The organism is Sinorhizobium arboris LMG 14919 (assembly GCF_000427465.1).
GTDB classification, from domain to species: domain Bacteria; phylum Pseudomonadota; class Alphaproteobacteria; order Rhizobiales; family Rhizobiaceae; genus Sinorhizobium; species Sinorhizobium arboris.
In genome coordinates this window covers 3,436,055-3,461,112 of record NZ_ATYB01000014.1, presented here as the reverse complement: position 1 = coordinate 3,461,112, position 25,058 = coordinate 3,436,055, and the positions used below count along the sequence as shown (strand labels likewise).

Genomic DNA, 25,058 nt, shown 5'->3' with positions numbered 1-25,058 from the left:
CCTGAGCCCGCTCGCGTACCGCACACCGGCATCGCTTTCGGGGGCTCTATAGTGCTTTGCTGCCGCTTTGGCGAGTCTTTGCGCCGGCCACGGCGTCACCTTCTCCAGCGCCGTCCCTCCATTGCAACACCGAAGTCCCTCGGCGTGCGGGCAAAGGCTGCGAGACCGGAAAGCGCCGCCATCGGATGAATGACGGCAAAGGTCGGGATCGTCCGCATCAGCGACGTATGCGGCGCCTTGTCCTCGAATGCCGAGCGGAATTCGGGCTTCATCAGTGCGGGCAGGATCTTCTGCGAAATGCCGCCCGCCAGGAATACGCCGCCGCGCGCCATGAAGACCAGGGCCATATCGCCGGCGACGCGCCCGAGATAGGTCGCAAAGAGCGACACGGTTTCGACCGCCGCCGCATCGGCGCCGGACAGGGCGCTCGTCGTCACGGCCGCCTGATCCGCAAGGACCGGCTCCTCGCCGTTGGCGGCGCAAACCGCATGATAGAGATTCATGATGCCGCGTCCGCACAGGATCTGCTCTCCAGCCATGCGCCCCTCGATCGGCTCGAGAAAAGGCCAGATCCGGAAGTCGCGCTCCGTACGGGGACCTATGTCGACATGACCGCCCTCGCCGGGCACGGGTATCCAGGTGTGCTGCGCATAGACCAGTCCGGCAACGCCCAGACCGGTTCCCGGGCCGAGCACGACGCGCGAGCTGAAGGGCCGGACGGCGCCGCCGCCGATCGGAACGACATCCTGGTCGGCCGGCGCGGCGACCGCAAGCGCCTGGGCCTCGAAATCGTTGATGATAAGCACGTCCTCGAGCCCGAGGCTCGCCAGCATGTCCTTCGGACGAATCACCCAGTCGGCATTCGTCAGCGGTATCTCGTCGCCCTTGATCGGCCCGGCCACGGCAAGGATCGCGGAGCGCGGCTGGACCGAGGTCTTGTCGAGAATGCATTTCTGCATCGCCTCCTCGATCGTCGCGAAATCGCCCGTCCTTATCGGTGCAAGCTGCTTCGGCTCGCCATAGGCATCGGTGAGCAATGCGAAGCGGGCGTTGGTGCCGCCGATGTCGCCGATCAGGATCGGAAAGGAAAAGCTGTGGTCACTCGCATTGGGCATGGCAGATGTCCGTCCTGATCGCGGCGTGAATGTCCGGGGATTATGTATCAGTTGCGCCTGAAGTCGATCAACTGCTCGGCTGTCGCGCGGTTGAGCGCCATCGGGATGTCGTAGACGATCGCGAGTCGCATCAGCGCCTTGACGTCGACATCGTGCGGCATCGCCGTCAGCGGATCGACGAAGAAGATCAGGCAATCCACGTCCCCCGTGGCGATCAGTGCGCCGATCTGCTGATCGCCGCCGAGCGGACCGCTCTTCAGCCTCACGATATCGAGCCCCGGGCAGACGTCGAGAACGCGGCCGCCGGTCGTCCCGGTGGCGACGATCTTCCAATTGGACAGAACCGCCTCGTTGGCCTTGGCAAAGGCCGCGAGGTCATCCTTCTTCTGATCGTGGGCGATCAGGGCCAGACATTTCCGATCTGCCATCAAAGAGCCCCTTGCAAGCGTTCGCGGGAGCCGTCTCGGCGGGCGCGCTCATGCGAACCGATTTAAATCGATTTGAAGCGCGTATACATGAGCACCGGTAATTTGCAAAGCTCTACGGCATTTCCCCTACTGCAAGCCCGGCCGGGGTAAGGGCACGGGAATGTTTGCGAGCGGCGCTTCGCCTGCCGCATCGATCACCGCTTCTATGCTGGTAGCGGCAGCCGGAATCGCGGCAGGCGCCCGAAAGGCAGTGCCGTAGGTCGCCTCCTGTTCGGAAGCAGGTGCGGGGCCGTTCAGCACCAGGGCGCAAGCCTTCGGCAGATCCGAAAGCGTCGCGAATTTCGGTTTCGGCGGCTTAACGCCGGGTTTCTGCGCCGGCTTTGCCCAAGGCTCGTCCGTGAACCACCAGGCGAGCGACTTGTCGCAGCCGTCACCCGCCGGAACCTCGGCCTGGTCCTTGCAGCCCTTGGAGCCTGCTGGGCATCTGATACGGATATGAAAATGATAGTCGTGGCCATAGATCGGCCGAACCTTGCCGAGCGCCGAGCGGTCGCCTCTCCAGGTGTCGCAGAGCTTCTTCTTGATGGCCGGATTGACGAAGACCCGCTCGACCTCCGGGTAGCTCGCGGCCAGCATGATCAGTCGGGCGTGAGAGGGCGTCCAGATGGAGGGATCGACCGTCAGGAACTTGCTCTTGTCGAGCATGGACGTCGCGGAAATCGTCTCGCGCTCCTGGTAGCTCAGCGTTCTTTGCGGCATCGGCGTCAGCCAGATGTCGGCGTCGAGTCCTATCTGATGCGAAGCGTGGCCCGAAAGCATCGGACCGCCGCGCGGCTGCGAGATGTCGCCCAGCAGAAGACCCGGCCAGCCGATCTTCTCGACCGCGTCGTGGGAGAAGCGCTCGATCAATGCGATCATCGCGGGATGCCCCCAGCGGCGGTTTCGCGAGAGCCGCATCGCCTGCCATGTCGGGCCGTCGGTGGGGATGGCGACGCCACCGGCGAGGCAGCCCTTGGAGTAGAATCCGAACGAGGCCGGCGCCGCCTGCATCGGCAAGGCTTTGGCGCCGAAGAGTTCCTTGGCCGGCGTGGCATCGCTCGCGGCCGCCTCCGCCGAAACGAGGCTCAGCCCCGTGACGAGAGCCAGGACGATCGAACCGCAGCGCCGAAGCGCAGCACGCGTATCAAATCTCATTCCATTCCCCATCAGCTGCAGCACTGCATGTTTCCTTCGATCTACCCGATGGAAGGGCAAAACATGCAGCAACCTGAAGCGTTGCAGCGATCTTTGCGCGCCTGACAGGACGCGCGGCGCTCTCACTCCGCCACCCTCTCCTATCGTGATTCGCCGCGGTTGCATCAACCTTGCGACTCACCGGGATGTGACTGAAGAAATTCGCCTGATTTTGGGCAGGTCCTGTCAATTGCCCTGATTTCGCCTATGTTCATTAAAAAGAACATTGGAACAAAAAAGGGGTACTGGCCGGATGCCAAACTTCTGCAAAACCATGAAGCCTGGCCTCGCGGCCTCGCTTCTGACAGCGGCGCTTCTGCTCCTTCCTCCTGCGTCGAATGCCGGGGAACAGACCGTCTGGCACCACGCTACATCGTCAATCGGAGAGCCCAAATACAAGGATGGCTTCGCCCGCTTCGATTACGTCAATCCGGATGCTCCAAAGGGCGGAGAGCTGCGGCTCTCGGAGAACGGGACGTTCGACTCGTTCAACCCGATCCTCGCCAAGGGTGAGGTGGCGACCGGCGTTTCTTCGCTGGTCTTCGAAACGCTCCTGAAATCCGCCGAGGACGAGATCACCACCTCCTACGGTCTGCTCGCAGAGGCCGTCTCGTATCCCGACGATATTTCCTCCGCCACTTTTCGCCTGCGCGCCGAAGCCAAGTGGGCGGACGGCAAGCCGGTGACGCCGGAGGACGTCGTTTTCTCCTTCGACATGGTGAAGGAACACAACCCGCTCTTTTCCAATTACTACCGTCATGTGGTGTCGGCCGAAAAGACAGCCGAGCGGGAGGTCACCTTCCGCTTCGACGAGAAGAATAACCACGAACTGCCGAACATTCTCGGCCAGTTCCCCATCCTGCCGAAGCACTGGTGGGAAGGACAGGACGCGAAGGGCAACAAGCGCGATATCAGCCGCACGACATTGGAACCGGTCATGGGCTCCGGCCCCTATAAGATCGCCTCGTTCCAGGCGGGCGGCTCGATCCGCTTCGAGCTGCGGGACGACTATTGGGCCAAGGATCTCAACGTGAATGTCGGCAGGTACAATTTCCGCACCATCAATTATGCGTTCTTTGGCGACAGGAGCGTGCAGTTCGAGGCCTTCCGTGCCGGCAATGTAGATTTCTATCAGGACAACAGCGCAAGCCACTGGGCCACGGCCTACGACTTTCCAGCCATGAAGGACGGCCGGGTGATCCGAGAGGAAATCGAGAACCCGCTGCGTGCTACCGGCATAATGCAAGCCTTCGTGCCCAATATGCGCCGCGAAAAATTCAAGGACCAGCGGGTGCGCGAAGCGTTGAACTACGCCTTCGACTTCGAGGATCTGAATCGCAGCCTTGCCCACAATGCGTTTCAACGCGTCGACAGTTATTTCTGGGGCACTGAACTCGCCTCCTCGGGTTTGCCCGAAGGGCGCGAGAAGGAAATCCTCGAGGAATTGAAGGACACGGTTCCTGCCGCCGTTTTCACCACGCCCTACAGGAACCCTGTCAACGGCGACCCGCAAAAGGTGCGCGAAAACTTGCGTACGGCGCTCGCACTCTTCAAGGAGGCGGGCTACGAACTCAAGGGCAGCCGATTGGTCAACGCGAAGACCGGCGAACCGTTCAGCTTCGAGATCCTTCTGTCCAATCCTTCCTTCGAGCGTACGGTGACGCCATTCGTGAACAGCGTGAGGAAGATCGGGATAGACGCCCGTATCCGCACCGTCGACGACTCGCAATACACCAATCGCGTCAGAAGTTTCGACTATGACATGATCTACGTCGTCTGGGCGCAAACGCTCGTGCCCGGCAACGAACAGAGCGACTATTGGGGTTCGGCCTCAGTCGACCAGCCGGGATCAAGGAACTATGCCGGCATCGCCGATCCGGCGATAGACGAGCTCATCCGGAGAATTGTCTTCGCGCCCAACCGCGAGGAGCTGGTCGCGACGACACGGGCGCTCGACCGCGTCCTTCTCGCCCACCACTACGTCGTGCCGCTCTTTTATTCGAAGGCCTTGCGCGTTGCCTACTGGAAGCACCTGGCCCGCCCGAAGGAGCTTCCCTATTACGGGATGGATTTCCCGGATGCGTGGTGGTCGAAAAACGCGGCTGCCAAATGAATCCCTTGCGCTCAGCGCCGTCTCGATTCCAAATGCAAGTAACGAATCACGAAACACGAACGGCTCCGCAGAGGCCGCAGCCGCTGGGAGATGCAGGATTTGACGCACATTAGAGCAATTCCAGTCGACGCTGCGCCGGCGTGCCTCGCCGGCAATTCGCCGATCCAGAGGTTCGCCTGATGGGTGCCTATATCCTGCGCCGGCTTCTGCTGATGATCCCGACGATCATCGGCATCATGGCGATCTCCTTCGCCGTCGTGCAGTTCGCGCCGGGCGGCCCGGTGGAACAGGTGATCGCCGACCTCACCAACGCGTCAGGATCGGACAGGCTTTCCGGGAATTCCGGCGACCTCGCGCCTGTCGGCGGTGGCGATGGCGGGCAATATCGCGGTGCTCAAGGCCTCGATCCGGACTTCATCGCCAAGCTCGAAAAGCAGTTCGGTTTCGACAAGCCGCCGCTCGAGCGTTTCATCACGATGATGTGGGACTATATCCGCTTCGACTTCGGCGAGAGCTTTTTCCGCAACACGCCGGTCATCGACCTCATCATTCAGAAAATGCCGGTTTCGATCTCGCTCGGGGTCTGGATCCTCATATTCTCCTATGCGATCTCGATCCCGCTCGGCATCAAGAAAGCGGTCTCCGACGGTTCGACCTTCGACGTCTGGACCTCCGGCGTCATCATCGTCGGCTATGCGGTGCCGAGCTTTCTTTTCGGCATTCTCCTGATCGTGCTTTTTGCGGGCGGGTCCTTCTTCGACTGGTTCCCGTTGCGCGGCCTGGTTTCCGACAATTTCGACCAGCTTTCCTGGTACGAGAAAATCCTCGATTATTTCTGGCACATGACGTTGCCGCTGATCACGCTTCTCCTCTCCGCCTTCGCGACCACGACGCTGCTCACCAAGAATTCCTTCATCGACGAGATCAAGAAGCAATATGTGACCACGGCGCGGGCCAAAGGCCTGACCGAGCGGCGCGTTCTCTATGGACATGTGTTCCGCAACGCGATGCTGATCATCATCGCGGGTTTTCCCGGCGCCTTCATCTCCGCCTTCTTCACGGGCTCCCTGCTCATCGAATACATCTTCTCGCTCGACGGGCTGGGGCGGCTCGGCTATGACGCAGTCGTCAAGCGCGACTATCCGATCGTCTTCGCGACCCTCTTCATCTACTCGCTGATGGGGCTTGTCGTGAGCCTCATCTCCGACCTCATCTACACCTGGGTCGACCCGCGCATCGATTTCGAGCGGAGGGACGTCTGATGAGCACCGCTACCGCCTATGCCGGCACGCCGGAAAAGGGCTGGCTCACGCCGATCGGGCGCCGCCGCTGGCAGAACTTCAAGGCCAACCGCCGCGGCTACTGGTCATTTTGGCTCTTCCTCCTCCTCTTCGGCCTCAGCCTGTTTGCGGAGTTCATCGCCAACGACAAGCCGATCCTCGTCTCCTACAAGGGCGAGATCCTGGCCCCGGTGCTGATCGATTATCCGGAAGAGAAGTTCGGCGGCTTCCTCGCGGAGACCGACTATCGCTCCGATTTCATCCGCGACGAGATCGAGGCGAACGGCTGGATGGTCTGGCCGCCGATCCGCTATTCCTACCAGACGGTCAACTCCAGCATCCCCCATTCGGCGCCGACGCCGCCCTTCTGGCTGATGAGCGAGGAGGAGCGCTGCTCCGCCTACCCGCAAGGGGCCGACGACCCCGGATGCATAGCCGGCAACTTGAACTGGCTCGGCACCGACGACCAGGCGCGCGACGTGATGGCGCGGATGATCTACGGTTTTCGCATCTCGGTCCTTTTCGGTCTCGCGCTGACCATCGCCTCGGCGGTCATCGGCGTTTCGGCCGGTGCCGTGCAGGGCTATTTCGGCGGCTGGACCGATCTTCTCATGCAGCGCTTCATCGAGATCTGGTCGTCGATGCCGGTGCTCTACATCCTCCTCATCATCGCCGCCATCCTGCCGCCGGGCTTCTTCATCCTGCTCGGCATCATGCTGCTCTTTTCCTGGGTCGGCTTCGTCGGAGTCGTGAGGGCCGAGTTCCTGCGCGCCCGCAATTTCGAATATGTCAACGCGGCGCGCGCGCTCGGCGTCGGCAACGGCACCATCATGTACCGCCACCTCCTGCCGAACGCGATGGTTGCGACGCTCACCTTCCTGCCCTTCATTCTTTCCGGCTCCATCACCACGCTCACCTCGCTCGACTTCCTGGGCTTCGGCATGCCTCCGGGCTCCCCGTCGCTCGGCGAGATGATCGCGCAGGGCAAGTCCAACCTGCAGGCGCCCTGGCTGGGGCTGACCGCCTTCTTCGCCATGTCGATCATGCTTTCGCTGCTGATCTTCGTCGGCGAGGCGACGCGCGACGCCTTCGACCCGAGAAAGACGTTCCGGTGAGCGCGACGATGACAGATACTCTCCTCTCCGTGCGCGATCTCTCCGTCGCCTTTCACCAGGCCGGCGAAACGTCGCTTGCGGTCGACCACATCTCCTTCGACATCAAGCGCGGCGAGACCGTAGCGCTGGTCGGCGAGTCCGGTTCGGGCAAATCAGTCTCGGCCAATTCCATCCTGAGGCTGCTGCCCTATCCCGCCGCCAGCCATCCGAGCGGCGAGATCCTCTTCAACGGGAAGGACCTCCTGAAGGCGAGCGACGACGAGCTGAGGCATGTTCGCGGCAACGACGTCACCATGATCTTCCAGGAGCCGATGACGTCGCTCAATCCGCTGCACACGATCGAGCAGCAGATCGGCGAAATCCTGGAAATCCATCAGGACCTGAAGGGTGCGGGCGCCCGCGCGAGGACGCTGGAGCTCCTCGATCAGGTCGGCATCCGCGAGGCGGAAAAGCGGCTCGGCGCCTATCCGCATCAACTCTCAGGCGGCCAGCGCCAGCGCGTGATGATAGCCATGGCGCTCGCCAATCGGCCGGAGCTCCTGATCGCCGACGAGCCGACGACTGCGCTGGACGTGACGGTGCAGGCGCAGATTCTCGAGCTTTTGAAATCGCTCAAGGATGAACACGGCATGTCCATGCTGTTCATCACCCATGACCTCGGCATCGTCCGAAAGATCGCCGATCGGGTCTGCGTGATGACGAAGGGCAAGATAGTCGAGACGGGGCCGACCGCCGAGATCTTCGCCAATCCGCAGCACGCCTATACCCGCCACCTGCTCGCCTCCGAGCCGCGGGGCGAACCGCCGCCTACGGATGTCTCGAGGCCGATTGTGATCGAAGCCAGGGATATGAAGGTCTGGTTTCCCATCAAGGCGGGCTTCCTGCGCCGGGTGGTCGACCACGTCAAGGCGGTGGACGGCATCGACCTGACGCTCCGCGCCGGCCAGACGCTGGGCGTGGTCGGCGAGTCGGGTTCCGGAAAGACGACGCTCGGCCTTGCGCTGACCCGGCTGATCTCGTCAAAGGGCCGGATCGCCTTCGTCGGGGAAGACGTCGACGCCTACAGTTTCCGCGAGATGCGGCCGCTCAGAAGCCGCATGCAGGTGGTATTCCAGGACCCTTATGGTTCGCTGAGCCCGCGCATGTCGGTCGCCGATATCATCGGCGAGGGACTGAAGATTCACGAAAAAGCGCTGACGGACAACGAGCGCGACCGGCGCGTCGCCGCGGCGCTGGAAGAAGTCGGCCTCGATCCCGCGACGCGCTGGCGCTATCCGCACGAGTTCTCCGGCGGTCAGCGCCAGCGCATCGCGATCGCCCGGGCGATGGTGCTGAAACCCCAATTCGTCATGCTCGACGAGCCGACCTCCGCCCTCGACATGAGCGTGCAGGCCCAGGTGGTCGATCTCCTGCGCGATCTCCAGCACAGGCACAATCTCGCCTATCTCTTCATCAGCCACGACCTCAAGGTCGTGCGCGCGCTCGCCAACGAGGTGATCGTCATGCGGCTCGGCAAGGTCGTGGAGCAGGGGCCCGCCGAACGTATCTTCGAGGCACCGAGGGAAGACTATACCAAGGCGCTGATGGCCGCCGCCTTCAACCTCGAAGCGGTCAATCTCGCCACCGTTCATCAGTAGAGCTGCGCCCATGCCCGCCAAAAGCCCCGTCATCGTCGATCTGAAATTCATCCCCGAGGAAGTGGAGGCCGCCCTTGCGGGCGCCTTTCCCGACCGCGAGGTGATCGATCTCGCCGACCCGGCGCATCAGGGGCGTGACCTCTCCGGCATCGACTATGCGGTGGTCTGGAAATCCGCGCCCGACCTCTTCTCCCGCGCACCCGACCTCAAGGTGGTCTTTTCCGGCGGCGCGGGCGTCGATCACGTGCTGATGCTGCCCGGCCTGCCCGACGTGCCTCTGGTGCGCTTCGTCGACCGGACGCTGACGACGCGGATGAGCGAGTGGGTGGTGATGCAGTGCCTCCTGCATCTGCGTCAGCACCGCGCCTACGAGGCGCTGGCGAAGATGCACGAATGGCGCGACCTCAGCCAACCGGAAGCAGCCGACGTGACGGTCGGCATCATGGGCATGGGTGTGCTCGGCCAGGACGCCGCCCGCAAACTCGCCATGATGGGCTTCAAGGTGATCGGCTGGTCGCGAAGCAAGCGTATTGTCGAGGGTATCGAGACCTACGACGCCGCCGGACTGGACGATTTTCTCGGCACGACGGATTTTCTCGTCGGTCTGCTGCCGCTGACGCCGGATACCAGGGGTATTTTCAATGCCGCCCTCTTCGGCAGGCTCAGCCGTAACGGTCCGTTCGGCGCGCCCGTTTTCATCAATGCCGGTCGGGGCGGCAGCCAGGTCGAAGCCGACATCCTGGAATGCCTCGATTCGGGCGTTCTGGGAGGCGCCTCGCTCGACGTCTTCGAACGGGAGCCGCTTTCTCCGGATAGCCGCTTCTGGGACTTGCCGAACGTCTATGTGACGCCGCATGTCGCCGCCTCGTCCGACGTCAAGGCCCTGTTCATCCATGTGGAGCAGCAGATCGCGCGCTTCGAGAGCGGGCTGCCTTTGGAACATGTGGTGGATAAGGTAGCCGGCTATTGATTGGTTGTCCCATCCCCTCCCCGTCAAGAGAATCGGCCGAACCGACCGCAAAGGCTTCAAGGCCGCCTATAGCCCGTCGGCTGCGCGTAGAGCCAGCCGATGCGCCGGATGGCATCTTCGAGACCCTCGCGCGCCACCGTCATCGTGTGGCCGTTGGCATGCACCAGGGTCTTCTCGTCTTCCATGATCGCCACATGGCCCTTCCAGAAGACCAGGTCGCCGCGCGTGAGTTCCTCACGCCCGATGGCGCGGCCGAGGCCGCTTGCCTGCATGTCGGAATCGCGCGGCGCATTGCGCCCGGCCATCTGCATCGCGAGTTGCACGAGGCCGGAACAGTCGATGCCGAAGCCGGAGCGGCCGCCCCAAAGATAGGGCGTTTCGAGAAAGCGGGCCGCGATTGCGACATAGTCTTCCGAGAGCGCGCCGGTTGCGGGAATGCAATGATCGGCGACGATCGCCAGCCCGCCATCCAGCAGAAAATAGCGCGTGCCGCGCGTCTCGGCCTCACCCACTACGGCAATCCGGCTTCCCATGGAAAGGGCAAAGGCCTGGCGAAAGCGCAGATCCGCGCCGCGATAGACGAAAGTCCGCGGCACCGCCACGAGGTGCGTCGCCGGCGCCTGCGGGGGCTGCACGACATTCTCCGGTACGTAGCCGACATAGCCGTCGAGATCGGACTTGACCCACGCCCATCCGCCGGCGACATCGAGCACGCGCACCGTCTCGCCATAGAGAAGCTCCGTATCCGTACCGCAGCCAGCCTCCGGCCTCGACCGCAATGGCGTTACCGGCACGGACAGGGCCGCCGGCCTTCCTTCCACGAAGCGCTCTGCCTCGACGAGACCGCGCAGACGTGCCTCGGCGAGATCCTCGCGATAGGCATTGAGACGGCGATCGAGGACTTCCGGCATGGATAAGCTCACATTTTCCGGCCCTGATTGATGATCAGATCGCCGAACTTTTCAAGATAGAGCGCGCCTTCGACGGTGCGCTTGATGACGACGTTGCGCCTGTCGCGTTCATCGCGGATCCGGTCGACGAGGCCGAGCGCACCCATGGTGTCGAGCGCGCGCGTGATCACCGGCTTCGTCACGCCGAGCGCCGCCGCGAGGCCGCGTACCGTATGGGGCGGCGGCACGAGGTAAATCTGTAGCAGGATCGCCATTTGGCGCAAGGTCAGATCACGGCTGTCGACGCGCACCTGTTCGAGCGACACGGCACGCCAGAGCCCCAGCGCCTGAGAAGGGGTAAGTTCGACCGGCAAAGGAAGCTCCTGGGTGGACCACGGTTCGCGGAGCATAGCCGGCGATCGTTACGCAAGCGTTTCTTTTGCAGGTCCTCATCCGCCTGTCGGCGGATGAGGACGCAACCGGTCGAAAGGCTACCCCGCAATCCTTCCTATATGGTGATAGAGCGCCCGGATTGCCTGAGCTTCACCACCGATCGGCGAATGCGGGCGCTCGGACTGGGCCCAGCCGAAGATGTCGAAATGGACCCAGCTTTTCGCGTTGGTCACGAAACGCTTGAGGAACAGCGCCGCCGTGATCGAGCCGGCCATGCCGCCCGAGGGTGCGTTGGTGAGATCGGCGATGCGGGCGGAAATATCCTTGTCGTAGCCCCTGTAGAGCGGCATCCGCCAGACCGGATCGTCCACGGTCAGGCTCGCCTCGGCAAGATCACGGGCGAGATCATCGTCATCGGTGAAGAAGGGCGGCAGGTCCGGCCCCAGCGCCACACGGGCGGCGCCCGTCAGGGTCGCCATGTCGATGACGAGGTCCGTCTTCTCCTCGTCCGCATAGGCGAGTGCATCGGCGAGGATCAGCCGTCCCTCCGCGTCGGTGTTGTCGATTTGCACGGTCAAGCCCTTGCGGCTCTTGTAGATGTCGCCGGGACGGAATGCATTCGCCGAGATCGAGTTCTCGACCACAGGAATGATGACGCGCAGATCCACCTTGAGCTTTGCATCCATGATCATCAGTGCGAGGCCCAAGACGTTCGCAGCGCCGCCCATGTCCTTCTTCATGAGCAGCATCGAGGCGGCCGGCTTGATGTCCAGCCCGCCGGTATCGAAGCAGACGCCCTTGCCGACGAGCGTCACCTTCCGGTGGCCCTTCCTGCCCCAGCGCATTTCAAGAAGACGCGGCGCTTCGGCGCTGGCGCGGCCGACCGTGTGAACGAGCGGGAAGTTCTCGGTCAGCAGGGCTTCGCCGGAAATCACCGACACGTCCGCCTTGTAGTGGGCGGCCAGCGTCCGGAACGCGGCTTCCAGCGCTTCCGGTCCCATATCGTTGGTCGGCGTGTTGATGAGGTCGCGCGCCAGGAACACGCCGGCGAGCTGTCTCTTGATATCGGTGGCATCCGCATCGGCCGGAATAAGCAGCGTCGGCGCGTCCGTCTTCGCCGATTTGTAGCGCTCGAAGCGGTAGGAACCGAGGCCGTAGCCGAGCGCCAGCCGGTTGGCGGTGAGCGGCGCCGTTTCGATGTGCCATTTGCCGGCCGGGAGCGCCCGGGCGAGCTTGCCGGTCAGGAAGGGCGTGTCGGATGGGTGGGCGCCGAGCCCGAACAGCGCGCCGCCGAGATGACCATCGGCCGAGGGGATGAGCAGCACCGCGCCGGATTCCGCCTTGAAGCCGGCTTTCTTCGCCCAATCGAGCGCGACCGGATCGATGCTCCCCGTTTCGATATGCGCCGGCGTCACGGCAAAGATAGGCAGCGTCTTGCCGTTGCTGATGTTGAACGGCGATGGCCGCTCGATGAACTGATAGGGAGCCATTGGAATCCTCGACTGACGGATGCGAACGAGCGCGATTAACGCTCCGTTAGGGTTAACAGATTATTGCTGGAGTGAAAGTTGCGCCGCTTTTGTCTGGAGTTCCGGTGCAGGACTGGGTGGCTGGGGCTCTATGACCATGCAAGACAATTTTTCCTTCTCTCTGCGCCGGCTCGCGACGGGAACCGCGGTGGCAATGGTGGCGCTGTCGCTCTCCGCCTGTGCCGGCCAGCAAGGCCGGAAAGAGCTGACGACGGGATCCATCCCGAAACTGGCGAGGCCGGTGCAGTCGATGAACGCGACCGAGCTTGCGGCGGCGGCGGAACGCATCGGCCAGGCCTATGAACGCAATCCGAGGGACCGCGAGGCCGGGCTCAATTACGCCAATCTCCTGCGTATGACCGGCCGCAACGAACAGGCGCTTGCCGTCATGCAGCAGGTGGCGATCTACCATCCGGCGGACCGCGAGGTGCTCGGAGCCTACGGCAAGGCGCAGGCGGCTGCCGGCCAGCTGGAACAGGCGCTCAACACGATCGGCCGCGCCCAGACGCCGGACCGCCCCGACTGGAAGCTGAAATCCGCAGAAGGCGCCATTCTCGACCAGCTCGGCCGCTCCGCCGAGGCACGGCTGCGCTATCGCGAGGCGCTGGACCTCAAGCCCAACGAGCCTTCTGTCCTTTCCAACCTCGGCATGTCCTATCTGCTGACGAAGGATCTGCGGACGGCCGAGACCTACCTCAAATCCGCGGCGGGTCAACCGGATGCCGGCAGCAGCGTCCGCCAGAACCTAGCCCTCGCAGTCGGCCTGCAGGGCCGTTTCCAGGAAGCAGAAGCCATCGCCCGGCAGGAACTGACACCCGAGCAGGCGGAAGCCAACGTCGCCTATCTGCGCGCGATGCTGTCGCAGCAGGGCGCGTGGAAGCAACTTGCGAAGGCGGATTGAAGATTGAGCGGATTGAAGATTGATCGGCCGGCGCTGCCACACCGCGGCGGCCGGCGGCACGCGCCCGCTGCCGCGATCCTCTCCCCAGGCGGGAAAAGGGATGTGCCGCCCTCTCCAAGTCCCCTCTCCCGGCTGCGGGGATAGGGCCAGCACAGCCGGCAAGGGCGGCAATACCTTCAAGGGCGGTTAAATCACCTTCGCCTTTCCATCCTAAAACTTATCCGCCACCTGGATCCCTGCGGGGCCGAGGATGACGGCGACGAGGACCGGCAGGAAGAACAGGATCATCGGCACCGTCAGCTTCGGCGGCAGCGCGGCGGCCTTTTTCTCCGCGGCAGTCATGCGCTGGTCGCGGCTCTCCTGCGCCAGCACGCGCAGCGCCTGGGCTACGGGCGTGCCGTAGCGGTCCGCCTGGATCAGCGCCTGCGTCACCGATTTCACCTCCTCGAGGCCGGTACGCATGCCGAGATTTTCGAGCGCGATGCGCCTTTCGGGCAGGAAGGAGAGTTCCGCTGTCGTCAGCACCAGTTCCTCCGCCAGCGGCTGCGACTGCACCGCTATTTCGTCGGCGACGCGCCGCATGGCAAGCTCCATCGAGACGCCCGATTCGACGCAGATGAGCAGGAGATCGAGCGCATCCGGCCAGGCGCGGCGAATGGACTGCTGGCGTTTGGAGATCGCATTGGCGATGAAAATGTTCGGCGCGTAGAAGCCGACATAGGCAAAGCCGATGGCGAAGGACACCCTGACCATGATCGGTTTGTCGGCAAAGTTCCCGAGCACGAAAATATAAAGAACGGCAACGATCAAGAACAGGAACGGCAGGCAGAAGCGCGCGAAGAGGAAGGTGTTGAGCGCGTTCTGCGAGCGGTAACCGGCTGTCTTCAGGCGGTTGACGGTATTGTCGTCCACCAGGGCCTTCCTGAGATTCAGCCGCTCGACGATTTCCCGAACCGAACTGTTGTGCTGCGTCCTCAGGCTCGCCCTGCCGGTCGTCGCCTCGGCAGTGAGCCGGGCTCGCTCGCGGGCGCGAATCTGCTCCCGTTCGGTTGCGACCGATTTCATCCGCTTCGCCAGGTCTCCCCGCTCGAACAGGGGCGCCACGAGCGAATAGAAGGTGGCGAGCACGGCCACCGAGACGAGCGCCGCGACGATGATGTTCGGATCTGTAAGCGTCTCTATCCAGCCGTCCACGGGAGCCTCAGATATCGAAGTTGATCATGTTGCGCATCACCCAGATGCCGATGCTCATCCAGACGGCGGAAGCGCCCATGATGATGTGGCCGCGCGGGTCGGTGAAAAGAATCGTCATGTAATCGGGCGACGTCAGATAGACGAGGGTTGCGACGATAAAGGGCAGTGCCCCGATGATGCAGGCGGACGCCTTGGCTTCCATCGACAGCGCGCTGACCTTCGCCTTCATCTTCCTGCGTTCGCGCAGCACCTTGGAGAGATTGCCGAGCGCTTCGGACAGATTGCCGCCCGCCTGCGCCTGAATGGCGATGACGATCGCGAAGAAATTCACTTCCGGCAGCGGGATGCTGTGAATCATGCGGGCGCAGGCTTCGGGAACGTTGAGTCCCACCTGCTGGGACTCGACGACACGGCGGAACTCCGTCCGGACCGGCTCCTGCCCGTCGCTCGCGATCAGCCGCAAGGCGTCGTTCAGCGGCAGCCCCGACTTGATCGAACGGACCATGACATCCAGCGAATTCGGGAATTCGTCGAGAAACTTCCTGCAGCGGCGCTTGACCATGGAGCCAACGACCCAGCGCGGCAGGCCGGCGGCGGCAATCAGCGCGACGCCTGCGGCGATCAGGAGCCCCGACCCCGTCAGCAGCACGACGAGGAAGGAGAGCAGACCGAAAAGCGCGCTGAAGAGATAGAACTGCCCGAGCGAAATCGAAAGCCCGGCCTGCAGCAGGCGCTTCTTCATCGAAGGCGCCGCATTGGCGGATTTTTCCTGCTGCTTTTTCTCGAGTTCCTTCAGCGAATCCTGGACGGATTTGCGGCGCTTCGACATCTCGTTGACGCGGTCGCGCGCCGCCTTGATCTTGGTGCGGTCCGTCTCGGCGGCGCTGACCCGGCGCAGGCGGCCTTCCGCTTTCTTCTCGGTCTCGATCTGGGGATAGAGCACGCCATAGGCCAGTGCCGCCGCCGCGAGCGCGACGAGGCCGGCCAATCCCAGGACGGTGATGTCTATGCCGAACATCGCTCTGTCTGTCCCCTCGCGTCAAAAGGCATGCGGAACCGCAGCCTGCCTGTACCGCTCTATTGCTTTTCCATCGCGTCGAGGGTCGCGGCGAGCCGCTTGTCCTCGTTGAAATAACGGGCCCGGTCCCAGAAATGCGGTCGGCCGATCCCGGTCGAGACGTGGCGTCCGACGATCCGGCCATTGGCGTCCTCGCCGTCGATCTCGTAGCGCATCAGGTCCTGGGTGATGATCACGTCGCCTTCCATGCCGGTGACCTCGGTGATGTGGGTGATCCGGCGCGACCCGTCGCGCAGGCGCGAAGCCTGGATGATGACGTCCACCGAGCCGGAGATGATCTCGCGAACCGTCCTGGCCGGCAGGGTGTAACCGCCCATGGCGATCATCGATTCCATGCGGCTCAGGCATTCGCGCGGGGTATTTGCGTGGATCGTTCCCATCGAACCGTCATGACCGGTGTTCATCGCCTGCAGCAGGTCGAAGACTTCCGGGCCGCGAACTTCGCCGACGATGATGCGCTCCGGGCGCATGCGCAGGCAGTTCTTCACGAGGTCGCGCATGGTGATCTCGCCCTCGCCCTCGATGTTCGGCGGGCGCGTCTCGAGCCGGACGACATGCGGCTGCTGCAGCTGCAATTCGGCCGAGTCCTCGCAGGTGATGATCCGCTCGGTGCTGTCGATATAGCGCGTGAGGCAGTTGAGCAGCGTCGTCTTGCCGGAGCCGGTGCCGCCGGAGATGACGATGTTGCAGCGGACGCGGCCGATGATCTGCAGCAGGACGGCGGCCTCGGGCGTGATCGAGCCGAAGCGCACCAGCTGCTCCAACGTCAGCTTGTCCTTCTTGAACTTGCGGATGGTGAGCGCCGTGCCGTCGATGGCGAGCGGCGGCGCGATGACGTTGACGCGCGACCCGTCCGGCAGGCGCGCGTCGCAGATCGGACTCGATTCGTCGACGCGGCGGCCCACCTGGCTGACAATACGCTGGCAGATCGACAGGAGTTGCGCATTGTCGCGGAACCGGATCTCCGATTCCTCGACCTTGCCGCCCACTTCGATGAAGGTCTGACCGGCACCGTTGACCATGATGTCGGCGATGTCGTCGCGGGCGAGCAGCGGCTCGAGCGGCCCGTAGCCGAGCACGTCGTTGCAGATGTCGTCGAGCAGCTCCTCCTGCTCCGAGATCGACATCGCGAAATTCTTGATGGTGATGATGTCGTTGACGATGTCGCGGATTTCCTCCCGCGCGCTCTCGATATCGAGCTTGGAGAGCTGCGACAGGTCGATCGTGTCGATCAGCGCGGAGAAGACCTGCGATTTGGTGTCATAATAATCTTCCGCCCGCGGGGCGCGGCGCCGCGGAGTGGGCGCTGCCGCTTGCGGGCGGGATGGCGGAGCGGCCGTTTCGCCGAGGACCGGCGCCGCGGCACGCTCCAACGCTGCCGGTTGGACCGCGGGCATCGAGGGTGCAGGCGAGAAAACGCGAGCACCACCTTTGCCTGGACCTTCATTTCCGCGTTTGCCAAACATCGCTTCGTTCCATTTGCTTCACCGACCCCCGTCCCGCGGATCAGGGATCGGAATTATTCCGCTACCGCCTGCCGATCTTCGCCAGAACCTTGCCGAGACCGCCCCGGCGCGCCTTCTTCACGCTGGTGCGCCCGGTCAGGAAGTGCGAGAGCTGGGAAAAGGTCTCGGCGGCCGGCGACTTGCGGTCGATCTCCGCGATCATGCGTCCGCTGTTGGAGGCATTGCCGAAGAGGACCGCATCGAACGGAATAATCGCTGCGGCTTCGATCTCCAGTGACGCGCAGAACTCATCGGGAGCGATCTCCGGGCGCTTGGGCACGCCAACCTGGTTGAGCACGAGATGCGGCGCCTTGTCGTTCGGCCTCAGCTTCCTCAAGGCATCGAGCAAGTTCTTCGCGTTCCTGAGGCTAGCGAGGTCCGGGGCGGCGGTGATTACGACTTCGTCGGCCGCCGACAGCACCGAGCGGGTCCAGTCGGACCAGGCATGCGGCAGGTCCAGAACGGATATCGGCGCGCTGCGCTGGAGGATTTCCAGGATCGGCTGAAAGGCACCCGCCTCGAAATCATAGGCGCGGTCGAGCATGGAGGGCGCCGCGAGCAGCGACAGATGCTCGGAGCATCTGGTCAGGAGCCGGTCGAGAAAGACCTCGTCCAGCCGATCCGGTGCGAACACGGCCTCGGCGATCCCCTGCGGGGGGTCCTGATCGAAGTCGATATTGGCGGTTCCGTAGGGCAGATCGAGATCGGCAAGGATCGTCTCGGTCGAGAAAAGGTTGGAAATGCCCCAGGCGCAATTATGGGCGATGACCGACGAGCCGCAGCCGCCCTTTGCGCCGATGAAGGCAAGGCTGCGTCCGAGCGGCTCCGCCTCCGGATCCACGAAGATCGCCGAGACGGCCATCAGTATATCGGCCATCCCGACCGGCGCGACCATATATTCTGAAATGCCGTTGCGGATCAGCTCGCGATAGAGCGCGATGTCGTTGTGGCGGCCGATGACGACGACCTTGGTGCTCGGGTCGCAGACTTCCGCGAGCGGCGCCAGCTCCGAAAGCAGCGAGCCGGGCTCCGTCGCTGTTTCGAGAATGATCAGATTGGGCGTCGAGACGCTGGCAAAGGTGGTCGCGGCGGCGGCGATGCCGCCACCGGTGATGCGGAGGCTGACCTTCGCCATGCGGCGGTCCTGGCCGCAGCGCTCCATGAGGCGCTGCACCGCTTCGCTCTCGCAGAAGGCATGAATCGAGATGCGCGGCAGCGGCCGGAGCTGTTCGAGGTCGCCGGGGCGCGTTCCGTCCGCGGGCCAATCGCCGGCTGCGCCGCTGCCGATCGTGTATTCAATCGCGTTCATCGCTTTTCCTTGAAGGCCCTGTTCAGTTGAAGACGATCGTCGTTCCGCCGTCGCCCTTTTCCGTGCCGCGCCAGTTATCGATCACCTGGCCCCGCTGCTCGGCATCGATCGGCGACATCTGGCGCGGACCGACGAGATCCGTCGGGTTGGCGATCTGGGCGGCAAGGTTGGACTGGGTGGCGCAGCCGAAATTGTAGTAGTTGCGGTTTTCCAGCGTGTTCAGCGCCAGATCCTCCGGCCACGCGCCGCAGGGCGCGGTCTGCGCAGTTATCGCGACGTAGCTCAGGCGGATCGGTGCGGCGTCGCCCGTCACGGAGGCGTCATAGGTGGTTTCGATCATCTTCTTCGGCGACACGCCGCCTGCGGCCAGCAGGCGACGTATGTCCTTGCGGACGATCTGCGCGGCATGGCCGTTCACCGACCCACGCGGCAGCATGATCTGGATGACGCCGCTGGACGCATTCCGATATTCGGCGGCAAAGCCGCGGATGACGTCGCGTGTTCCTTGCGTAAGCCGCGTATCGCCCGAAGCAATGGGAATGTCGATCGTCCGCTCGCCCTCCGTCAGCACGATCGGGTGGCGGGTGCGGTAATCGTCCGGAAGAGCACCGGTCGCGAGCCTGTCTTTGCCGGCGCAGCCTGCCAGCAGGGCAGCGACGATCGCATACAGGGCCACGCGATAAGGAAAGCGGTTCGGGGCCATCGGAGGCTGCCTTTCAAGACTGTTTCGAGCTGCGCTTCGCTTCTTCATGGCCCGGCCTATTTGTAGATGAAGCCGACATTGCCGTGGTAGCGGCCGCCGGGCGGCTTGGCTTCCGGGCGCCCATAGATCCGGTTGACGCGGCCGAGGAAAAAACTCTCGAGGTCGTTTGCCGGGTTGAAGTTGTCGTCCGGACGCGAGATCGCGCTGCGGGCGACGGGCCGCACGAGATAGGGCGTGGCGATGATGACGAGCTCCGTCTCGTTGCGCTGGAAATCCTTGCTGCGGAAGAGCGTGCCGAGGATCGGGATCTTCGAGGCGGCGGGCAGGCCGGACATCGCCTGGCGGATATTGTCCTGGACGAGGCCGGCGATCACGATCGAGCCGCCGGACGGCAGCTCGACGCTGGTCGAGGCCTCGCGCCGGCGGATGCCGAGAAAGGTGTTGCCGGGAATGCTGGCCATGCCATTCCCCGTAACGACCGAACCTTCATAGGTCGGCTCCGACACGTCTGTCTCGATCTGCAGGCTGATCCGGCCGGGGCCGAGAACCACCGGCTTGAAATTCAGCCTGATGCCGTATTCGACGTCATTCACTTCGCGCGAAACTGTCGGTTCCCCCGTCTCCTCGTCGGCAGACACCTCCTGCACCCCAGAAAGCCGGAATTCGCCGCCGACATAGAACTTCGCCTCCTGTCCGGAAATGGCCGTCAGGCTAGGCTCGGCGAGGGTGCGCATGACGCCGGCCTGCTCCATCGCGTTGATGTAGCTCGAAATGGTGGTTGGCCCGATCGAGCCCTTGATAAGGGCGTTCGTGCCGACGCCGATGGCGTCGCCGAGATTGGCCGGATTACGGAAGCTGATGCCGCTTTCGCCGTCGGAGACGCGGCCGTTGAAGCCGAGCTGCTTCAGCACCTGCCGGCTGACCTCGGCCACGGTCACCTTCAGCGTCACTTGGTCGTCGCCCTCGATCGTCAGCAGATTGACGATCTGCGAGTTCTGCCGGTCCTCGGCGAAGATATCCGCATCGCCGTTATTGCCCTGCGCGGTGATGTTGCGCGTGGTCGCCTCGCCGCCCTTCAGGAAGGCGCGTGCGAGATCGACGGCCCTGGTCGAGTCGAGCGGCGTGCGGACCGTGCCGGTCAGCACCACGTTGTCCGAGATGATTTCGACATTGATATCCGCATCGGGAATGAAGCGACGAAGGTTCGCCTCCAGACCGGCGACGTCGCGTTCGACGGCGACTTCCAGGCTGACGATCTCCTCACCTCCAGGGCCGAAGACGAAGATGTTGGTCTGGCCGACGGACTTGCCGAAGAGATAGATGCGCCGGGAGGTGCGGGTGATCGCGTCGGCGAGCGAGGGATCGGCGACGAGGATGTCGTGGGCGTCGCTCGGCAGGTCCACGACGACCGCCTTGTTGAGACCGAGATTGATGGTCTTGCGTGCGCCGGGGCCGCTATCGACGATCCTCACCACCGAGGAGGAGGCGGCCTCGGCGACCGGCGCGTTCGGCGACGCCATGCCCGAAAATGCCAGACAGAAGGAGAGGCCGGCTGCCAGAGACGCCCGAAACTTTTGTGCGATCCGTTTCACTTTGCGCCCCCTCCTACTTCTGGTTCTGGAGGGCCATGCCGTCGCCCTTGACGATGGAGCCCGACTTGATGACCTGAATGCTCGGCCGGCCGTCGCCGTTGAGAAGGTAGTCGGCAGCCGTGGTGTCCGGCTCCTGCGCGTCGGCGACGCTGCGCAGCGCCAGCGAGATGCGGTCCGCCATCTGCTGCGCCACCGTCATGACCTTCGATTGATCGGGCGTAAGCTCCAGCGTCGCCGTCGTTCCGACGACCGCTTTCGAGCCGTCTTCCTTCTCCTCGATCTGCTGGTCGATCGCCAGCACGCGGACATTGCTCAGCACCGTTTCGGTCAGATAGAGATCGCCGTCGGACTTGCGTACCATGATCACGTCGACGCGGTCGTTCGGCAGGATGAAGCCGCCCGCGCCGGTCGCGACCGTGATCTCCGTGGCGACGGCCCGTTTCCCGGCCGGTAGCAGCGACGAAAGAATCCGGTTGGATGCGTCGGCGATCTTTTCCTGGCGGACGGGCTCACCGGTGAAAATCGGTAGGCGGACGACGGCGCCAGCCAAATCTTCGACGGCGGCGGGACGGTTTTCCTCCGTGATCATGCCCTCGGCGACGCCGTCCTTCGGCCATGCCTTCCAATGGACGGAATCGGCGCCGAGACGGGACCCCACAGGCAGGCTCTTGCCGGCGACGAGCACGTTGACGGTCGGCGCCTGCTCGATGACCGGTTCCGCCATCTGCGGCGCGGGCGCCCGGGTGAGCTTCATCGCCAGCAGCCCGGCCATGGCAGCCGAGCCGACGGCCACCGCCAGAATGATAATGCGCACCGGTCTCATGATCGCCCCAAATCCCCGAGAATTGCCCGGGATCAGGTTGATCAGGAATTGGTGTAATTATGGTTAACGGTTTGCTTATGGAGAAGGTTAACGGAGCTGCGCCGCGGCCGCTGAGGGAAATCCGATCAGGAGAGCTGCGAAAAGGCCAGCTGCATAAGCGGGGAAGAGGGATAGGCTGCGAACCCGCCGGCAGCGATGGCGATGCCGTAGGGGACTTTCTTGGCGGTCAGCAACAGGCGCGGGATCGGGATACGGGCTGCAAGGATCAGGTTCTCCTGGCTGCGCAAGAGCAGAACGGCCAGTGTCAACAGCCCGCCGAAAATGGACACATACAAAAGGAAAGCCGCGAGCGATGCATTGAAACCGAACCAGATGGCACTGGCGGTCAGGAGTTTTGCATCCCCGCCACCCATCACGTTTGCAGCAAAAAGGCCGAAGCAAACGGCAAAGACAGCCACCGCCGCGGCGATATGAAGGCCTATCTGCGTGAGACCTAGTCCCATTAGCGGCGCCACAAAAAGGAACGAGACAAACAGCGTCATCGAAGTGCGATTCGGGATTTTCATCGTGAGGAGGTCGGAAAAGGCGGACAGTAAAAGACAAAAAGGGAAAATGACCAGGATCGCCGCGTTGATCATCCAATTCTCCTTGGCGAAAACGAGATAGCAGTCATCTCTCTGAACAAGAAAGCCGCCTCGGGACGAAGCGGCTTTCTACCAATACCGATCGTAGCCGCTCGTTTAGAACGCGGCGTTGGCGTTCGTCAGCCGCGTACCTAGATCCTGGAAAAGAGTGTCGAGCTGACCGCCGAGCGCCGTGGCGCCGGTGATCAGCGCCACAGAGATAAGCGCTGCGATCAGGCCGTATTCGATTGCGGTTGCGCCGGACTCGTCCTTCATCAGGCGTGCAAAAATGGTCTTCATGACTATTCTCCTCAAACTTCACTTGTTGTTCAGCACGTCCGTCAAACTGTTGCCGTTGATCGGATACCCTGAATTTAGCGGGGGCTAATTGCTTTCCGCTTAAGGAAACCGGTTACCGCGACGTTAAAGGAAACTCGCTTTTTGCTGGGTGAATGTGCGGAAAATGGACGTGTTGAATTGCGCCGCATCGGCGTAACCATTCATTCACCAAAAGGCGCCAAGATGCGGCAGATAGACCGTCAGGACGCGCCATGAACACGCCCTCAGCGACCCCGCGGGCCGCACTGCTTGCAACGACTGTATTTCTGGCGATCGCCGCACCGGGAGGGGCCCGCGCGGCTGAAGAGATGATGCGCGTCTATATGGATCACGCGCGCGTGCTGAAGCTCGACCGCCCGGTCAGCAAGGTGATCATCGGCAATGCGGAGGTCGCCGATGCGACCGTAGCGGATGCGAAGACCATCGTGCTGACCGGGCGCAACTTCGGCACGACCAATCTCGTCATCCTCGACCAGGACGGCAACGCCATGGTCGACGAGCGCATCCTCGTGTCGATCGACGAGGGCAATACGGTGCGCGTCTACAAGCAGACCACGCGCACCGTTCTCTCCTGCACGCCCAATTGCGAACGTGCCGAGCGGCAGGCTTCGGCTTCCGGCGGCAATTAAGACCGGGAAATTCGTGTTTAACCGGGTTGATGGTCGACATTTTGGACCGGATGATTGTCGACAATCTACCCGATCTGAACCGGCGAATGCCCCTCACCCTAGCCCTCTCCCCGCGCGCGGGGAGAGGGGACTTACGCCGCAAAGCGAGCCGCTTGTCCCTTCTCCCCGCTTGCGGGGAGAAGGTCGCGGCAGCGGGATGAGGGGCCCTTCCGCCCTCGGAAAGCTTCAGGACCACTAAAATTCTCCGGGTCCTCGAAAACGAATCTTCAACAGTCGCCGTGTATTTTGCGCCAACCAGTTGACATGATGGAACGGCGCGATGTCGATCGAAGACAAAGCATCCACCTCCCGAGCGCGCTCTAACCCTTTGTTTTGCCGCCATTCCGGACGGAAAACCGCTGCGCGCTTTTCCTGGAATCGCCCCAGCGCCCTGTTTCGGCGCCTGATCGGCGACCGCAAGGGTGCGACCGCGATCGAATTCGCGATCCTTGCGCTGCCCTTCTTCATCGTCGTTTTCGCCTCGATCGAGACATTCGTCGCCTTCGCCGGCGAGCAATTGCTGGCCAATGCGACCGATACGCTGGCGCGCAAAATCCGCACGGGTGAGATTACCATCGACCCCAGCAAGCCCGGCTACACGACAAGAACCCAGTTCCGCCAGGCTTTCTGCGAGGAAATCGCGATCATGATGACCTGTTCGGCGACCGAGGCGACACAGCCTTCCAAGCTCTATCTCGACGTCCGCAAACTCCCCGCCGATCTCAGCGCCTTTCCGGAGGCGGTGCCGCGGATCGGCTCCGATCTCGACACCAGCGGCTTCAGCTTCGCGCCCGGAGGCCCCAACGACTACACCATGGTGCGCGCCTATTATCGCTGGACGGTGATCACCGATCTCGTTCGTCCCCTGGTGACGAAGCTCCGCCCCGCCGGCGACAGCATGCCGCGCGATTATCTGATGGTCTCCACCGCCACCTTCCGCAACGAAAACTATTGAGGCAGTCATGAAACGCCTTCATCCGCGCAAACGGCACCTGGGGGTCTTCCACCGCCTGTTGCGGGACCGGCGCGGCGCGGGTGCCGTGGAGTTCGCCATCGTCGCACCACTCCTGATTGCGGCCTATATCGGCGCCTTCGAGCTTTCGCTCGGCTTTACCGTCGCGCGGAAGGTTGCGCGGGCGGCGAGTGCGGTGAGCGATATCATCACCACCGAGCAGCAGGTGAACAAAGCCTTTCTGGGCGACATGCGAGACGTGGCGAAAAACATGCTCGTGCCCTATGACGGCTCCGACTACGAGTTGAAGATCACCGGTATCCAGGTGGACGGCACGACAGAAGGGAGGGTGGTCTGGTCCAGGGGCTGGTCGGACGCGAGCGACAGCGCGACGGTTCCCTATGCGGTCAATTCAGTCGTCAGCGTTCCGGCCGATCTCGACGCGGTGAATGCCTTCGTCGTGCGCACCGAACTCGTCGTCAACCATCAGCTTTCGCTGTTCGGCTCGCAAGCCGCCGGCAATATCCCGCTCTCCAGAACTTCCTACTACCGCCAGCGCTTCGGCACGACCATCAAGTGCACGGATTGCTGACGGGTCTGAGGCCTGTTGAGAGTCGGGATCCCCGCCGCCGCTTGTTTGATCTCCTCATCCCGGCGCCCGTCACAGG

At 63.1% G+C, this 25,058-nt stretch carries 24 protein-coding genes; 9 read left to right on the top strand and 15 right to left on the bottom strand.

The annotated features are described in order from the left end of the window. Nucleotides 1-95: 95 nt before the first annotated feature. From SINAR_RS0127835 to mepA, 3 genes are all read right to left on the bottom strand, one after another. Nucleotides 96-1,115, bottom strand: coding sequence for a glucokinase (locus SINAR_RS0127835; protein ID WP_028002126.1), 1,020 nt, complete (start codon nt 1,113-1,115; stop codon nt 96-98). Nucleotides 1,116-1,162: 47 nt separating this feature from the next. Continuing rightward, nucleotides 1,163-1,543, bottom strand: coding sequence for a methylglyoxal synthase (locus tag SINAR_RS0127830; protein WP_028002125.1), 381 nt, complete (start codon nt 1,541-1,543; stop codon nt 1,163-1,165). Between the two features lie 126 nt (nt 1,544-1,669). Further along, nucleotides 1,670-2,737: a penicillin-insensitive murein endopeptidase gene (gene mepA, locus SINAR_RS0127825; protein ID WP_028002124.1), complete on the bottom strand. Its 1,068-nt coding sequence runs from the start codon at nt 2,735-2,737 to the stop codon at nt 1,670-1,672. Nucleotides 2,738-3,029: 292 nt separating this feature from the next. On the opposite strand from mepA, the gene SINAR_RS0127820 reads away from it, so the two are divergent. The 5 genes from SINAR_RS0127820 to SINAR_RS0127800 all read left to right on the top strand — a co-directional run bounded on the left by SINAR_RS0127820 (nt 3,030) and on the right by SINAR_RS0127800 (nt 9,891). Beyond that, entirely contained in the window at nt 3,030-4,889 is a 1,860-nt protein-coding gene (locus tag SINAR_RS0127820; protein WP_028002123.1) for an extracellular solute-binding protein, read from the top strand. 179 nt (nt 4,890-5,068) lie between these two features. Beyond that, nucleotides 5,069-6,151, top strand: a complete 1,083-nt coding sequence (locus SINAR_RS0127815; protein WP_028002122.1) for a microcin C ABC transporter permease YejB — start codon at nt 5,069-5,071, stop codon at nt 6,149-6,151. Next, nucleotides 6,151-7,284 carry an ABC transporter permease gene (locus tag SINAR_RS0127810; protein ID WP_028002121.1) on the top strand — a complete coding sequence of 378 codons (1,134 nt, stop codon included), beginning with the start codon at nt 6,151-6,153 and terminating at the stop codon, nt 7,282-7,284. Before SINAR_RS0127815 ends, SINAR_RS0127810 begins: the two co-directional genes overlap by 1 nt. An 8-nt stretch (nt 7,285-7,292) precedes the next feature. Next, nucleotides 7,293-8,921 (top strand): ABC transporter ATP-binding protein, encoded by a 1,629-nt coding sequence (locus tag SINAR_RS0127805; protein ID WP_028002120.1) that lies wholly within the window; start codon nt 7,293-7,295, stop codon nt 8,919-8,921. Between the two features lie 10 nt (nt 8,922-8,931). Continuing rightward, nucleotides 8,932-9,891, top strand: a complete 960-nt coding sequence (locus SINAR_RS0127800) for a 2-hydroxyacid dehydrogenase (protein ID WP_028002119.1) — start codon at nt 8,932-8,934, stop codon at nt 9,889-9,891. 56 nt (nt 9,892-9,947) lie between these two features. Here SINAR_RS0127800 and SINAR_RS0127795 read toward each other — a convergent pair whose 3' ends face one another. The 3 genes from SINAR_RS0127795 to SINAR_RS0127785 all read right to left on the bottom strand — a co-directional run bounded on the left by SINAR_RS0127795 (nt 9,948) and on the right by SINAR_RS0127785 (nt 12,664). Further along, on the bottom strand, nt 9,948-10,802 hold the full coding sequence (locus SINAR_RS0127795) for a C40 family peptidase (RefSeq protein WP_028002118.1): 855 nt from the start codon (nt 10,800-10,802) through the stop codon (nt 9,948-9,950). Nucleotides 10,803-10,810: 8 nt separating this feature from the next. Next, nucleotides 10,811-11,155 (bottom strand): MarR family transcriptional regulator, encoded by a 345-nt coding sequence (locus SINAR_RS0127790; protein WP_028002117.1) that lies wholly within the window; start codon nt 11,153-11,155, stop codon nt 10,811-10,813. Nucleotides 11,156-11,272: 117 nt separating this feature from the next. Continuing rightward, the gene (locus SINAR_RS0127785) at nt 11,273-12,664 is read right to left on the bottom strand and encodes a leucyl aminopeptidase family protein (RefSeq protein ID WP_028002116.1); all 1,392 of its coding nucleotides are present in this window, start codon (nt 12,662-12,664) and stop codon (nt 11,273-11,275) included. Between the two features lie 130 nt (nt 12,665-12,794). On the opposite strand from SINAR_RS0127785, the gene SINAR_RS0127780 reads away from it, so the two are divergent. Continuing rightward, a complete protein-coding gene (locus SINAR_RS0127780; RefSeq protein WP_028002115.1) occupies nt 12,795-13,604 on the top strand; it encodes a tetratricopeptide repeat protein in 810 nt (269 codons plus the stop codon). Between the two features lie 210 nt (nt 13,605-13,814). On the opposite strand, the gene SINAR_RS0127775 is transcribed toward SINAR_RS0127780, so the two are convergent. The 9 genes from SINAR_RS0127775 to SINAR_RS0127735 all read right to left on the bottom strand — a co-directional run bounded on the left by SINAR_RS0127775 (nt 13,815) and on the right by SINAR_RS0127735 (nt 22,731). Next, nucleotides 13,815-14,798, bottom strand: a complete 984-nt coding sequence (locus SINAR_RS0127775; protein WP_028002114.1) for a type II secretion system F family protein — start codon at nt 14,796-14,798, stop codon at nt 13,815-13,817. 7 nt (nt 14,799-14,805) lie between these two features. Continuing rightward, complete coding sequence (locus SINAR_RS0127770; RefSeq protein ID WP_028002113.1) at nt 14,806-15,816, bottom strand: type II secretion system F family protein; 1,011 nt, start codon at nt 15,814-15,816, stop codon at nt 14,806-14,808. A gap of 59 nt (nt 15,817-15,875) precedes the next feature. Beyond that, complete coding sequence (locus tag SINAR_RS0127765; RefSeq protein ID WP_028002112.1) at nt 15,876-17,342, bottom strand: TadA family conjugal transfer-associated ATPase; 1,467 nt, start codon at nt 17,340-17,342, stop codon at nt 15,876-15,878. Between the two features lie 61 nt (nt 17,343-17,403). Then, the gene (locus tag SINAR_RS0127760) at nt 17,404-18,690 is read right to left on the bottom strand and encodes a CpaE/TadZ family protein (RefSeq protein WP_028002111.1); all 1,287 of its coding nucleotides are present in this window, start codon (nt 18,688-18,690) and stop codon (nt 17,404-17,406) included. 22 nt (nt 18,691-18,712) lie between these two features. After that, nucleotides 18,713-19,393 (bottom strand): CpaD family pilus assembly protein, encoded by a 681-nt coding sequence (locus tag SINAR_RS0127755; protein ID WP_028002110.1) that lies wholly within the window; start codon nt 19,391-19,393, stop codon nt 18,713-18,715. Between the two features lie 56 nt (nt 19,394-19,449). Beyond that, on the bottom strand, nt 19,450-20,985 hold the full coding sequence (locus tag SINAR_RS0127750; RefSeq protein ID WP_028002109.1) for a type II and III secretion system protein family protein: 1,536 nt from the start codon (nt 20,983-20,985) through the stop codon (nt 19,450-19,452). Between the two features lie 13 nt (nt 20,986-20,998). Then, nucleotides 20,999-21,808, bottom strand: a complete 810-nt coding sequence (gene cpaB, locus SINAR_RS0127745) for a Flp pilus assembly protein CpaB (protein WP_028002108.1) — start codon at nt 21,806-21,808, stop codon at nt 20,999-21,001. 125 nt (nt 21,809-21,933) lie between these two features. Then, on the bottom strand, nt 21,934-22,446 hold the full coding sequence (locus tag SINAR_RS0127740; protein ID WP_028002107.1) for an A24 family peptidase: 513 nt from the start codon (nt 22,444-22,446) through the stop codon (nt 21,934-21,936). 102 nt (nt 22,447-22,548) lie between these two features. Further along, nucleotides 22,549-22,731: a Flp family type IVb pilin gene (locus SINAR_RS0127735; RefSeq protein ID WP_028002106.1), complete on the bottom strand. Its 183-nt coding sequence runs from the start codon at nt 22,729-22,731 to the stop codon at nt 22,549-22,551. A gap of 251 nt (nt 22,732-22,982) precedes the next feature. Here SINAR_RS0127735 and SINAR_RS0127730 point away from each other — a divergent pair, with 251 nt between their 5' ends. The 3 genes from SINAR_RS0127730 to SINAR_RS0127715 all read left to right on the top strand — a co-directional run bounded on the left by SINAR_RS0127730 (nt 22,983) and on the right by SINAR_RS0127715 (nt 24,982). Beyond that, nucleotides 22,983-23,399, top strand: coding sequence for a pilus assembly protein N-terminal domain-containing protein (locus SINAR_RS0127730; protein ID WP_028002105.1), 417 nt, complete (start codon nt 22,983-22,985; stop codon nt 23,397-23,399). Between the two features lie 319 nt (nt 23,400-23,718). Continuing rightward, entirely contained in the window at nt 23,719-24,393 is a 675-nt protein-coding gene (locus SINAR_RS0127720; RefSeq protein WP_028002104.1) for a TadE/TadG family type IV pilus assembly protein, read from the top strand. A gap of 7 nt (nt 24,394-24,400) precedes the next feature. After that, a complete protein-coding gene (locus SINAR_RS0127715; protein WP_028002103.1) occupies nt 24,401-24,982 on the top strand; it encodes a TadE/TadG family type IV pilus assembly protein in 582 nt (193 codons plus the stop codon). Nucleotides 24,983-25,058: the final 76 nt, after the last annotated feature.